The organism is Desulfuromonas acetexigens, assembly GCF_900111775.1.
Classification (GTDB): domain Bacteria; phylum Desulfobacterota; class Desulfuromonadia; order Desulfuromonadales; family Trichloromonadaceae; genus Trichloromonas; species Trichloromonas acetexigens.
In genome coordinates this window covers 41175-55183 of the sequence record NZ_FOJJ01000010.1, presented here as the reverse complement: position 1 = coordinate 55183, position 14009 = coordinate 41175, and the positions used below count along the sequence as shown (strand labels likewise).

The 14009-nt window shown below is 58.9% G+C and carries 10 protein-coding genes; 9 read left to right on the top strand and 1 reads right to left on the bottom strand.

Features of this window, described 5'->3' with window-relative positions; translation table 11 throughout:
- Window positions 1–226: 226 nt before the first annotated feature.
- A complete protein-coding gene (locus BQ4888_RS06360; protein ID WP_092055209.1) occupies window positions 227–1165 on the bottom strand; it encodes a phosphate/phosphite/phosphonate ABC transporter substrate-binding protein in 939 nt (312 codons plus the stop codon).
- A 284-nt stretch (window positions 1166–1449) separates the two neighbouring features.
- On the opposite strand from BQ4888_RS06360, the gene BQ4888_RS17320 reads away from it, so the two are divergent.
- From BQ4888_RS17320 to BQ4888_RS06315, 9 genes are all read left to right on the top strand, one after another.
- A complete protein-coding gene (locus BQ4888_RS17320) occupies window positions 1450–2268 on the top strand; it encodes a cytochrome c3 family protein (RefSeq protein WP_140396606.1) in 819 nt (272 codons plus the stop codon).
- A 223-nt stretch (window positions 2269–2491) separates the two neighbouring features.
- Complete coding sequence (locus BQ4888_RS06350) at window positions 2492–3496, top strand: NHL repeat-containing protein (RefSeq protein ID WP_140396605.1); 1005 nt, start codon at window positions 2492–2494, stop codon at window positions 3494–3496.
- Between the two features lie 382 nt (window positions 3497–3878).
- Entirely contained in the window at window positions 3879–5006 is a 1128-nt protein-coding gene (locus BQ4888_RS06345) for a hypothetical protein (protein ID WP_092055201.1), read from the top strand.
- A gap of 251 nt (window positions 5007–5257) precedes the next feature.
- A complete protein-coding gene (locus BQ4888_RS06340; RefSeq protein ID WP_092055198.1) occupies window positions 5258–6439 on the top strand; it encodes a cytochrome c3 family protein in 1182 nt (393 codons plus the stop codon).
- Window positions 6440–6480: 41 nt separating this feature from the next.
- Complete coding sequence (locus BQ4888_RS06335) at window positions 6481–7911, top strand: YncE family protein (protein ID WP_140396603.1); 1431 nt, start codon at window positions 6481–6483, stop codon at window positions 7909–7911.
- Window positions 7912–7914: 3 nt separating this feature from the next.
- Window positions 7915–10044, top strand: a complete 2130-nt coding sequence (locus BQ4888_RS06330) for a TonB-dependent receptor (protein WP_092055190.1) — start codon at window positions 7915–7917, stop codon at window positions 10042–10044.
- A 91-nt stretch (window positions 10045–10135) separates the two neighbouring features.
- Complete coding sequence (locus BQ4888_RS06325; RefSeq protein WP_092055188.1) at window positions 10136–10720, top strand: GNA1162 family protein; 585 nt, start codon at window positions 10136–10138, stop codon at window positions 10718–10720.
- Entirely contained in the window at window positions 10704–12161 is a 1458-nt protein-coding gene (locus tag BQ4888_RS06320; RefSeq protein ID WP_092055183.1) for a hypothetical protein, read from the top strand. The genes BQ4888_RS06325 and BQ4888_RS06320 overlap by 17 nt, the downstream gene beginning before the upstream one ends.
- A gap of 46 nt (window positions 12162–12207) precedes the next feature.
- Window positions 12208–14007, top strand: coding sequence for a peptidyl-prolyl cis-trans isomerase (locus BQ4888_RS06315; protein ID WP_092055181.1), 1800 nt, complete (start codon window positions 12208–12210; stop codon window positions 14005–14007).
- Window positions 14008–14009: the final 2 nt, after the last annotated feature.

Genomic DNA, 14009 nt, shown 5'->3' with positions numbered 1-14009 from the left:
AAGAGTAAAGCGACACGCTGATGGTCAAAAAACGAATTAATTTGGTTCTGACATGAAACAGTCTCTGCTACACTCTGATCCAAAGCGTCATCTCCTGAGGGTAGATTGGTTGTTTGGCGACAACCCACTCTATTACAGTTGATGGCGCTTTTGTTCAATTATTTCATACATTTATTTGTTGTGCGTGCCTGCGAAAGTTGAGATATTAACACGGTCATGATGATGGTCATTGATTCCTGTAGTCGTATTCAGCCAGATTGATGCCGATGCTTGTCGCGTAATCGAGAACCGGCTGATAATCGGCAACGGTCGTTTCGATAAATTTTGTCGAGTTGATTTCTGCCAGGGCTTTTCTGCCGGCGGCGGACTGGTCCATGGTCAGCAATTTGTTGCGGAGAAGAATTTTGAAGTCGGCCGGGAAGGTGCTTTTCACGAGGAGGGCATTGGAGGGGACGGGCGGAGACGTTGCCAGAATTTCCAGCTTGTCCATGTGATTCAGGTCTTTTAAGACCAGATTCTCATAGACCGTATTCTTGGCGGCGCCGACATCCGCGAGCCCGTTCAGAACATCCATGATCGCATCTTCGTGGGTGCCGCTGAAGTAAAACTTGTCAAACCAATTTTCGTAATCGCTGATGCCGATCTTTTTGAAATACGCTAGGGGTAATAGATAGCCCGCCGTCGTTGCGCGGTCGACAAAGACCATCCGTTTCCCGCGCAGGCTCTCTGCGCTGCCGAGCCCGCTCCCCTTTCTGGCAAAGACCAGCCCGAAATAGGTTGAGGTTCCGTTCACATGTTGGGGCCGAACAAGGGGCTCAACCCCCAGTTTCTGGATCGCCAGCGCCCCGGTGAAACTCCCCATGAACGCCCCGTCCAAACCCAGTTCGTTGAAATTGTCGACAATGTTTCCGTAGCGGGAAAGTATGTGACTTTCAAAGACAACCCCCAATTCGGCGGAGAGATAGTCGAAGAGGGGGGCATAGCGTTTTTTCTGCTCGAACAGGTTCTGTTCGGGGATCAAGCCGATCTTGATTGTTGGACGTTTTATTTCCGGTGTTTCCTGGGCCAGGGCGCTATCCTGTCGGCCGCAGCCATGGAGAAAAAAAACGCACCCAATCACGAGAAGGATCAGATATTTTGCCGAAACATGTAGCTTCTTGTGCATCGATTTGTGCCTCCGTTTGGCTCAAGCCAAAGCGCGAACAATACATGAGGCTAAATAAATATCTAAATTATCGAGTCTTTTTTGCTCGCGATCAAAACCATACTACAGTTTTTTGTCGGATTAAAGGGGTGGTCGCAAAAATAGTTTTTATCAATTAAGCATTTCAAATTCACCCACAATATAATCAAGAACAGGATGTCGGCATTGGGAGGGGGGCAGGAGAGTTGTGGCGTCTGGCATGGTGGTTGCTAGATTTTTCGTTTTTTCCGGACAGGGGCCTTGCTATGAGCCGTTCTCGTTTTTTTGCTGCCGAATGTTTTCAGCCCTTATGCCGCCAGGGGAGAATCCTCCTGCTGGTTGCCTCTTTCTGCGTTTGTGCCATTGCTGCCGATGCGGCCGAACTGGAAAGGGGCGATTGCGGCAAGTGTCACAGTGAAAAAGTGCGGGTGTTAACGGTGGCCGGGGGACCGCATGCGACCGAAGTCGGCTGCCTTGATTGCCATCCCCAGCACCCGCCCCGGTCCGGGACTGCTTTTCGCGCCTGCGACGAATGCCACCAAAGCCGCCCCCATTATGAGATCGGCGGCTGCCGGCACTGCCACACCGATCCCCACCAGCCTTTGGTCTCGCTGCGAGATCCCTTGAAGCCGATGCGCCTGGAATGCCTTTCCTGTCACCCCGAGGTCGGTCGCCAGATGAATGAGAACCCCAGCCGCCATGGAGAACTCTATTGCACCCGCTGCCATAGCCGGCACAAGGAGGTCTCCACCTGCCTCGACTGCCATGAACCCCACCTGGCGAACCAGACCAATCCCGACTGCGGCACCTGTCATCCCACCCATGCGCCTCTGCGGATCGTGCCCGCCGGCCATGTCCCGAGCAGATTCTGTCAGGTATGCCATGCGCAAGCGGCGAGGGACCTTGCCGCCACCAAAACCAACCACGGCGGCATCAACTGCCTTTATTGCCACCAAGGGCCCCACCGGTCGATTCCCGACTGTCAAACCTGCCATGGCCTGCCCCACGCCCCATCGATTCATCGCCAGCATCGCGGCTGCCTCAATTGCCATGGTGGCGCACACCACCTGATCAGCAATCGCTGATCCCACTCATCGCCTTCCCAAGGGGGCTGGCCCGCAGCATGCCGGCTCTTCGAATTTGGGGATTTTCCCAGATCGATTTAGGAAAATTCCCAAATTTCGCACGTCCAGCCTTGCCGCGCATTCGATATGGGCGACTCTAGTCATTGACTTGACAGCAATATTTCACTCTTCGCGCCATGGCATGCTGGTTGCTAATCCCAAGGGCATGAATCGACTTTCTTTCTTGCGACCCCAATGTGCCCGCACCAGTCTTCTTGCCTTTGGCCTCACCCTCATCGCGGCTTTCCCCTGCTCCGCCGAACTGCAAAAAAGCCAGCGTTCCGGAACCAATCTGGACGTCAGTTTCGAGTATCTGCTCTCCAACTTTTCCGGCACGGTTCCTTCTCAATGGGCCCGACTCGATTTTGATTCGACGCAGCAGGAAATCTACACCCTCAACCAAGGCAGTAACGAGGTGCGGATTTTCAATCGCCAGGGGATGGAGATTTTCGCCTTCGGCGCCGATGGCGAGATCGTCTCCGCCGTGGATATTGCCTCCGCCGAAGACGGCCGCCTTTATGTGCTCGCCAGAAATTTCACGCAGCATGCCATCCAAATTCTCAATTACCGGGGCGAACCGGAAGCTGTCATCCGCATTCAGGGCCTTCCCGAAAGCGGGGCCGACTTTGCTCCGGATCGCATCGAAGAACGGGATGGCCGGTTGTATCTGCTCGATTCCTCCGCGGCCCGGGTGGTCGTGATCGACCAGGGCGGACTCATCCTGGCCGAGCACGATCTTTCCGCCGAGTTGGCCGAAGCGGCCAAGGAACTCGATCCGGAAAAGAAGAAGGCGACGGTCCTCGATGTCAGCGGTTTTTGTGTCGGGCCCGACGGCAGCCTCTATTTCACCACGCCGGCACTTTTCAGCGCCTTCCGTCTCGTTCCTGGCGGGGAGCTGGAGCCCTTCGGCATTCCGGGCAGCGGTCCGGGAAAGTTCGGGGTTGTCTCGGGCATCGCCGCGGACGCCCAGGGCAACATCTATGTCGCCGATCGTTTGCGCTCGGTGGTGATGGTCTTCGATCGCAACTTCAGCTTTCTCGGGGAGTTCGGCTATCGCGGTGACCGGCCCGAAGACCTGATCGTGCCGGACGACCTGGCGCTCGATCCGCAGGGCAACCGGCTCTTTGTCGCCCAGGCCGCGAATAAAGGGGTTGGTGTCTACCGCGTCGTTCTGGATGAACCCCGTTGACGACTCCTGCTCCTTGCCGTTTTCTCTGCATTGCCGCGAAAAGTCCCCGGCCCGACAGAACCGGCCGGACCAAAGATCGTTTTTGACGGATTGTCGAAAGGCCTATGGTGATACTTGGTTTTGCCCTCGAAAAGCTGACTGATTCCTGAAGTTGAATGTTGGGGAAATTCCCAAAGTCGTTTTGAGATATTCCCAGATCGCCGGCAGGTAAAAATCAGATCAACGGATGTGATCTTGATAAGTCTGCATAATTATACGGTTTTTTTCTCATTAAAATGTTGGCATGCCCATTGCTATTTCTTCTGGGTAACGAGGGGGAGAGGCTGTTGACGGCTCCGGTAACGTCCGCAGTGGCCCCACAACAACCAACAGGAGGAAGAGAATGAAAGTGAACAAGATGATGTTGGCCATGCTGGCTGGATTTTTCATGATGGGTGGCACGGCCTTCGCTTTCCACGGCGGCGGCGTGGCCCATTGCGATGGCTGCCACTCGATGCACAACTCGGCCGACAACCCACGCGCAGGCTCGGCAACCGCCGCCTCCCTGATGAAAGGTTCCGACGCCAGCTCCACCTGTCTGAACTGCCATAACGGAACGGCCGGTTACCACATCAACAGCGCCAATGGTGCCAACATGAACCAGGGCGGCGACTTTTTCTGGGTGAGCAGCAACGCCGGTCACGACCTTTTGGTGCGCGGTAATGTCGTGACGTTCGATCCAGACAACAAGGGGCATAACGTCATCGCCGCCGACTTCAACCTGGCGGTGGATGGCACCAACACCACCGCGCCGGGCGGGATGATGGCTTCCAATATGCTGAGCTGCACCAGCTGTCACGATCCCCACGGCCAGGTCGACGGTGGCACCTCCAATGGCGCGCTGCCGATTTCCGTCTCCGGTTCGTACCTGAACAAAGCCCAACCGGCCGCCGGCACCATCGCCGGCAACTACCGTCTGCTCGGCGACGCCGGCTTCAAGCAGATCACCGCTCCCGCCCCGGTGGCGACCTCCGACGGTTCTGGCGGCAAATTTGTCAACTACGGCCAGGGCATGTCCGACTGGTGCCTGAGCTGTCACCCGCTGTACAACGACAATGCCAACATGCACCCGACCGACGTTTCGGTTCCGGCGGCTTACAACTCCTACGTCAAGACCGGCGATTTCACCGGCGTTGCGGCCACTGCCTTTGACGCCCTCGTCCCCATCGAGCGCAATGTGGCCGATGGCAGCACGCTCGATCCGGTATCGACCGCAGGGGTTTCTGGGTCTGAGCAGGTCATGTGTCTTTCCTGCCACCGCGCCCATGCCTCGGCTTTCGACAACGCTCTGCGCTGGGATAGTTCCACTTCGGAATTTATCGCCGAATCGGCGATCTTGAATGAGAACTCGACCACTCTCATGGCCAACGGAGCGATCCCCTACTATGCCGGCGGCGTGGCCGTCGATGTCGCGACGAAGTACGGCGAATATCAGCGCCAGCTGTGCAACAAGTGCCACGCCAAAGACTAACTCGCAGCAAAGCCGCAACGGGGTAATTTGACCCGCGGTTGTTTTCAGGAGGCTGACAGTGTTACCGGACACTGTCAGCCTCCGCTATTGTTTTAGTATTTTAATCAAGTATATGGTTTTTTATTTACGGTGGTAGGCTATGGTAATATCTGTCGAATTTTTTGGTTGTCTCGTATGACATGCTCTCCGTTATCAATTCGCACGGCAGGTCGGCACTCAAGTACGGCGAATCCCGCCTGAGGCAGACACGCATGGTCAAGCTGGCAAAATCCTTTTTTTGGGGTAGCGCCCTGTGGTTGCTTCCGGTGGTCGCCATGACGACACCGGCTTTTTGCCTTTCCGGTGATTTTCACGCCGGCGGCGTCGGCAACTGCAGCGGCTGCCATTCCATGCATCAGGCCAACTCTGCCAGTGAATATCTGCTGCTGAACTCCGACCCCAGTTCCATCTGCATCAACTGCCACTCGGGCCTCGGCGGGCCGAACAGCCTCTCGGTCTTCAGTCCCGACGGCTCGGCCCTGACCCCGGGGGGCGATTTCTACTGGCTGACCCGCAGCTTCAGCTGGCTCGACGGCAGCAGCCCCGGCGACAGCCACGGCCATAACGTCGTCGCCCGCGACTTCAATCTCTTTCCCGATCGCCTCAAGACCCATGCCCCCGGCGGCACCTTTCCAAGCGCCCAACTGGGCTGCACCAGCTGTCACGACCCCCATGGCCAGGCCGGGGGGGATCAGCGCTGGCAAAATTATCCGATTTCCGGATCTGGCTCCTACGGCGAACTTCCCGAACCCGGCACCGTTCGCGGCAACTACCGCCTGTTGGGCGACGACAGCTATCGCCCCGCGCACGGGGTGGCCTTCAGCCAGGGCGCGCCCATTGCCCGGCAGAGCAGCATCAGCCCCTTTCAGGAAACGGACACCGCCCATGTCGACTACGGTTCGGGGATGAGCGAATGGTGCGGCAACTGCCATGGCGAACTGCTCCGCGGCAACCATGTCACGCCGGAAGGGTCGTTTGCCCATCCCGCCGGCCGGGATGCGCGCCTGGAGCAAGAGGTGATCGACACCTACAACACCTATCTGCGCACCGGCGATTACACCGGCAGCGCGGCAACCTCCTACCTGCAGTTCGTCCCCTTCGAGCGGGGTACGAGCGATCTCCTCGCCCTTGATCCGCACAGTACCCAGGGGCCCTCGGCCAGCGCCAACGTCATGTGTCTTTCCTGCCATCGTGCCCACGCCTCGGCCTTCTCCGCCGGCGGTCGATGGGATTTCACCGCCGCGCTGCTGGTCGATTCCCATCCCGCCGTCGGCGATACGGGTGCCACCGCCGGCGATGTCTATTTCAGCTATTACGGACGCAACCTGGCCACGGAGTTCGGCAGTGGGCAGGGATCGTTCTGTGAAAAGTGCCACGGCTCACCGATGCCTTGAGGGGGAAAATGCCGGAGTCGGTTTTGTCAAGAAGAGGTTGGTTGAAGCGGAGGAACCTGGCCGAATGCTGCGGGCGGTTGTGGACCGCCTTACTGCTGCTGCTGCTTACGGCGGGCTGTTCCGCCGAGCTGTCGCGCCCACTGCGACCCACCCTCCCTGCCGGCGCGATCTCCCTCTATCTGCAACCCCTGCCACAGGAAGCCCACCGGCTGACTTTCAGCATCGACGAGCTGGTCGCGGTGACCCTCGACGGTCGTGAAATTCCTCTGCTGCTGGCCACGGATTCTTTGTCTGGCGATGACCGGATCGGCCGGCAGCAGCGCCTGGCGCAGGTATCCCTGCCGCCTGGCCGCTACCTGGGAATCGCCCTGCGCATCACCCGGGCCAGCCTGCAAGGGGAAGAAGGGACGACCGATCTGCTGCCGCCAACGGAGCCCCTGCGGATCGAACACCCCTTCGTTGTCGCCGAGAACCAGGCGGATACCTTGCTGCTGAGCCTCTCGGGGGAACGACTGATTACCGATGGAGTCCTCTTCACCCCGCGCTTTTCCCTCTGGCAGGCGGAGCGGATGTTGACGACTTTCAAAGGGTTTGTCAGCGACAGCGAGGCGGGAAGTCTGACGATTTTCAACAAGCGCACGGCGCTGGTGACCGATTCGGTGCATATCGGCAAGTCCCCCCAGGATCTGGTCCTTGACCAGCGGCGGGGCTGGCTCTATGTGGCGCTGGCCAAGGAAGACGCCGTCGTGGTGTTGGAAATCAACAGCGGCGAGATTCTCGGCCGGGTCCGGCTGCGTTTCGGCGACGAACCGACGGAACTGGCCCTGACCGCCAGCGGTGACACCCTGCTGGCCCTCAACAGCGGCAACGATTCGGTCAGTCTCATCGATACCGCTGCCCTCTTTGAGCGGGGACGCATCCGCCTGACGTCCACACCTGCCGAACTCTTCGTCGGCCGGGACGAAAGCCGCGCCTACGTCAGTCAGAGTGATTCCAGCGTCCTCTCCCTTCTCGATCTGAGCGGGGGCGGGCGGGTACTCAGCTCCCGGGTTCTCGACCAGGTTCCGGGTCGGGGGGCGGTCAGTCCTGATGGGCAGCGGATTTATCTGCTCAGCGACTATTCCCCCGATTTGCTTGTCGTCAACGCCTCTTCCCTGGGGACCGAGCGGAAGATTCATGTTGGCCATGGCGCCCGCGACCTTCTCCTCGACGAGACCAGCGGACTGCTCTACATTGCCAAGGAGGACGGCGAGATCGCCGTGGTCGACCCGCGCTCCCTGACGGCCATCGATTTCTTCACTCTCCCCGGGCCGGTGCGGCGGCTGAGTATCGACCGTGAAGAGAATGCGCTCTTTGCCCTGATGCCGCAGAACGGATCCTTGGCCAAAATCAATCTGGTCAGCAAGCGGGTGCTCTCCCAGTTGGATGTGGGCTCGGGCAGCCGTGACCTGGCCGTTATGGGTGAACGATAGCGCATGCGGCGGCCGTTTCTCCATATCGCCTTTGTCCTGGCTCTTTTTGCCGGCGTCAGCTGGGCGCCCCGAGAAGGGCAGGCCGACAGTTTGCGGCTGATGACCGACCTGCAGTATGACCTCGGCGAGACCCGTACAACCGACAAGGCGACGAAGCTTAAAGAGGATGTGGAGCGGCGGGAGTTCTCCCAGATCTACAATCTGGAGATTCTCAAGGAAATTCTGCCGACCTTGTCGCTGAGCGCCGGCGGGCTTTTCGACCAGGAACGCCTCTGGACGGAAACCGATTCGGACGTCACCGTTGACAGCCGCAGCAAAGAGACCGCCATCCGTCCCTATCTGGAGTTGGCCTTTCGTACTCCGCTGCTGCGCCTCACCACGGGCTATCGAAAGAGCGAGGTGAAACAATCCCGCACCGGAATGATCACGGAACAGTTCTTCACCGAAGAATATTCCGCGCGCTTGAACTGGGAACCGGTCGACCTTCCCGAGGTGGATTTCGACTTCACCCGGAATTCTCTTTACGACGAACCTTTGACCAGCGAGGTCCAGACCGATACCTGGCAGTTCCGGAGCCGCTATCGCTATCGGGATTACCAGTTCAACTACGATCACACCACCAGTGACATGGACAATCTGACGACGGATTTCAACACCCTGACCAACTCGGATAACGCGTCGGTGCGTTTCAGTCGTCAATATGCCCAGGGGCGGGTTTCCCTCAACAGCGGTCTCCGTGGCCGGCGGCAGCAGGTGAATTTCTCGGGCACCGGCGTGCGTCTGATCGATGCGGCCTCGCCGGGAACCCCGTTCGGAACCTTGCCGGACGACAGCCCGGAAACCAGTGATCCCGATGCCGGTTTCAACTTGGGCGGGGTTGACCTTTTGCTCGATCTCACGGCGATTGCGCGGACGTTCAGCTTCGGTCTGGACTTCGATCTGCCGACCACCGTCGATACGCTGCTGGTGGAATTTGACGATCTCAACGGTCACGACATCGGTGAATTCCCCTGGCGGGTTCTGGTCCGCGACAACGACACCGATCTCTGGCGGGAGCTTCCTCTGACCCAGCGTCGAACCAACCTGCCGGAAAATCGCTTCGAGCTGTCTTTTCCGCAAACCCGAACGCGCTTTATCAAGGTCGTCACCCGGCAGATATTGGTCGAGGGCGAAGACCTCGTCATCCGTCGATTGACCGCCCAAAGAACCCTGCCCGAAGACGCTGCGGAATTCGTGACGACGGATTGGACGGCCGACACCACGGTGAGCTGGAAGATGAGTGAGCGGACGACGACGGGTTATGACCTTCTGTACCGGGAAGAACGCAGCAAGCCCTTTGACGATTGGCGCTCAGTCTTGAACACCGGCGTCCGACTGCGGCACCAGTTCAACGACGTTTTCACCGGCAACGTGCAGGGGCAACGCAGTGAAATTCGGGAAAACGACGGCGGCGGAAGCCTCGGCTATACCGCTTCGGCATCCCTGGCGGCAAAGTTTCTTGACACCTTCGACCAGAGCCTGACCTACAGCTACAGTCGGCAGAACGATAACGAATCCGGGACGAGTATTACCAATTCCATCTTTTTGCGCAGCAACCTCGATCTTTATCAGGGCTGGAGCCTCTTTCTCGATAACGGTCATAGCTGGCAGAGCCCGGCCCAGGGGGCGGACAGCCAAAGTACCTTTGTGCGGCTGGGCAGCAACATCATCCCCAACCGCTGGATGAACTTCACCCTGACCTATGGCGTCATCTGGGATGACGAGGAGAACGAGCCTCGCTCCCGGGATCAGAACGGACGACTGGTGGCGACCTGGTCCCCCTTCCAGTCCCTGAGCCTTTCCGCCGATCTTTCTTTTACCGATGACGACGGCCGGATCAAGGATTCCACGACGGAACAGCAGTATTTCGTCAACTGGTCGCCCTTTCGCAACGGGACCCTGCAGTTCTCGCTGGCCTACGGGGAATCGAAAACCTCGGAAATGGAATCGGTGCAGGTTTTATCGCCGACCCTGCGCTGGCAAATCAACCGGGTGACGATGTTGACCCTCGACTATTCCCGGGGAAACCGGGAGGACGAAACGGAAATCATCGACTTTGAAAGCGTCGGCCTGGGCCTGCGATTCTTTTTTTGAAAATGCGGCACAGGGGGGACGTACACCGCCCCCCGACATCACGGACAACCGGGGATTGCCTCTGATCCCGCAGATGACGAAGGAAGCGCACATGAAATGGAAAAAAACTTTTCCGGGCATCGTTCTGACCTGTTTTCTGCTGATCTTTCTCGCCAGCTGCGCCTGGTCGCCCGGTCATCCGGACTACACCAATGAGTCCATGGATTTCGGCGCGGTACGCTCGGTGGCCGTCCTTCCGTTCATGAACCTGAGTTCGGATGATCAGGCCGGTGAGCGGGTGCGGGACGCCTTTATGGGGATGCTGCTGGCGACGGAGGCGATCTACGTTCTCCCCCCGGGCGAAGTCGAGCGCGGGATCAGCCGGGTCGGCATCCGCATCCCGCAAACGCCGACGATGGAAGAGGTCACCAAATTGAAAGGTGTTCTTGAGGTTGATGCGGTGATCACCGGGGTGTTGCGGGAGTACGGCGTGGTGCGGTCCGGCTCGGCCGAGGCCAACCTGGTCTCGCTGAGCCTGCAGATGCTGGAGACCCAGACCGGTTCAACGGTCTGGGCGGCCTCCTCGACCAAGGGGGGGATCTCCTTGACGGACCGACTGCTCGGCAGCGGCGGCCGGCCCATGAACGATGTGACGATCCAAGTGATTGACGATCTTCTCGATGAACTTTTCGACTAAATTTCTCGCGGCCCTGCTCTTGCTGCTGGGGGCCTGCGCCGGCGTCCCCCCCGGTCCGGAGCCGCTCAGGATCGAGTCGCTGCAGATCTCCGCGCCGCCCGGGCTTCGGGAAAAAGCCGGGGCAGTGAGGTGGTCGGTGGTCACCACCGGCGGCGACGGGGATCTGGTTTGCGAACTGTACAGCCGGAAATTACGGGTCGCGTCCCTCGAATATGCGGGAACCCTTTTCAGCGGCCAGTGGCACGGGAACAAGCCAGGGCACTATGCCTTCAAAGCCATCGTCCGGGATCGCTCCGGACAGGTGGTCGACAGCGGCTGGACGCCGGAGTATCGGGTTGCCCCCCTGGTTGCGCGGGATGCCCGGTATGCCGTGCTTCCGCTGGAGAACCTCAGTGACAACCAGGCGCCTCTGGCGGAAATCCAGCAAGGGTTGCGGGAAGGTCTTTCCGCCCGGGGCCTTAAGTTGCTCGACAACACGGAGCTCCAAGCGTTCATGACCCGACATCGGCTACGCCACGTCGGCGGGATCACCCATGAGCTCGCCCGGAAGCTGCAAGACGAAACCGGAGTCGACGGGGTCTTCCTGACGGCTCTGGAAAGCTGGCGGGAGGTGCCGAGCCCACGGGTGTCGTTGATCATGCGCTTGGTTTCCGCCGGTGAGCGGGCAGAGATCGCCTGGATCGATAGCGTCGGACTGACCGGCGACGACAAGCCCGGGCTCCTCGGCCTCGGGCTGGTAAAAGATCCCCGCAGACTGCTGGCGAGGGCGACGGATCGTCTGTTCGACTCACTGGAAACCTACCTTCGTGAAGAGGAGCCGGAATTCCGCTACCCGACGACGGACGGCGCGGCGCAAGGGCGTTTGACCAAGGCGAAACTGTTACACCCTGGGCGGCAAACGGCGGATGAGGCCTTGGCGGCGAAAAGCCGCCGCCATCAGCCGCAATCCTTCTACCGGGCGTCGGCATTCGTCCCCTCGGCGCGCCAGACCGTGGCGGTCGTCCCCTTTCTCAACGTCAACGCCCGAAAACATGCGGGGGAACTCGTCGCCCTGCACGCCGTGAAACATCTGCACCGCTACGCCAATCTTCGGGTAATCGAACCCGGCATGGTGCGCGATACCCTGCTCAGCTACCGGATGATCATGCAGTCCGGCCCCTCCCTCGCCGCGGCTGATATTCTGGCCAGCGAGAGCATTCTCGCCGCTGACCTGATCGTCTCCGGCAAGGTCTTTGATTATCAGGGAGAGGTCGGCCAGAGCAAGGTCGACTTCTCCTGGCAGGCCATCGACGGTTCGCACCGGGAGGTTGTCTGGAGTTCCCGCAGCTACGGGGCGGGCAACGACGGTGTCTATTTCTTCGATTTCGGACGGGTGCCCTCGGCTCACGGCCTGGTCAACAGCATGATGCGGAGCTCCCTCGCCCGCATCGAAGAACCTTGACTCTGAACTCTAACCGCCCCCCCAACGTTTTATAACGAGGAGTGACATGAAAAAGATTCTTGCCCTGTTCGCAGCCGTTCTTCTGTTCCCCGTTATCGTCCCGCCGGTTTTCGGATTCGCCGGCGGTGGTGCGGCAACCGCCCCTGCGGCACCGGTCATCACGGAACCGATGAAGGAATTGACCATCCCTCTTCGGCAGGAAGGGTCGAAGGAGATCCTTCAGGTTCCGCTCTTCTCGGCAGAACACGCCAACCTCCCTGTCGCTACCGTCGATGGCGAAGCGATCAGCCTGCAGGAATTCGCCCTGGAGCTCGCCGCTATGCACACCGACATGGGCGGCGGCGAAAAACCCGGCAAACAGAGCTTCACCTCCCTGCTCGATCGGTTGATCTCGATCAAGCTGGCGGGGAAGGAAGCCATGAATATCGGCTTTGACCGGACTCCGGAGGTGCAAAACCAACTGGAGAACTTTGCCCTGAAAGCGATGATTCAGCAGTTGCTGGCGGCTCAGATCAAGGATCTTGAGGTTTCTCCGGAAGAGGTCGAAGAAATGTATCGGCAGATGGCCCTTGAAGCCAAGTTGCTGACCTATCGTTTCTTCGATGAGGCGGAGGCCGCAGCCCTGCTGACCACCTACCGTGAGGGCGGCGACTTCAAGAAGCTGGCGGACAAGGCGGTCGCCGCCGGCAAGGCCGAAGGGGGAGAAAAACCCGAATATACCCGTCTTAACGACCTCTTTCCGGCGGTGGCCAAAGCGGTTTTCGCGATGGAAAAGGGGGATGTCAGCGAAGTATTCAAGGCCGAAAAAGGGTTTCTGGTTTTTCGTCTGGAGGACCAGAGGGTTTTTGAAGATGCCGAAATCCGGACTCTGGCGGCGGAGCGTGTTTATCAGCGATTGTCGCAGAAGACGCAGATGGACTATCTGAAGTCCCTGGAAGAGAAGTATGTCGTCTTTTATCCGCAAGGGCAGGACGCGTTGAACTTCGCCCACATCGCCGAGGAAAAGCCCAACGCCAAGGGTACCGAGATTTTTGCTGTTCTGACCAAAGATCAAAGTCCGGTGGCCACCTTGAACGACGGCAAGGAAACGGTGACGATCACCGTCGGCGAGATCGCCAAAAAGCTTGAAGCGACCATGTACCACGGCACCGACCGCGCCATCGATGCGGCCAGCCTGGACAAACAGAAGGAGACGATTCTCTGGAACCGGCTGGTGGCGGTTTCCGGGCGCATGGAAGCGCGCGCCCAGGGGATCGACAAGTCCCCGGAACTGCAAGCGCAGCTGGAAAAGTTCAAGGAACGGGTGCTGTTCGATGCGTTCATGGCCAAAGCCGTGGTTCCGGGGATCAAGGTTCCCGAGGATGAGGTAAAAAAATACTACTACAACCATCTCGAAGACTATTCCTCGCCGCTCATGGTGAAACTGCAGAGTCTCGTCTTCACCTCGGAGAAAGGCGCCCGCGAAGCCATCAGAAAACTCCAGGCCGGCAGTGACTTCAAATGGGTCTCTGCCAACACCAGCGGCCAGGCCGATGCGGACGATAAGGAGCTGCTCAAGTTTGACGGCAACCTGCTGACGGTGACGGCCTTACCCGAATCCTTGCACCATGACGTCGAGGTGGCCAAGCCAGGGGATTCTTGTTATTACGCCGGCCCGGGCGACCTGCATTATGCCGTGATGGTCGAATCGATTTTCCCACCCAAGGCCCAAACCTATGAAGAGGTCCGTCAGGAAGTCGGCAAAATCGTTTATGCCCAAATGATCAATGACGCCTTGGCTGAGTGGGTAGAGAAACTCAAGGACGCCTACAAGACGAAGATCTATCTGGTTCAGGAAAACCTCTGATC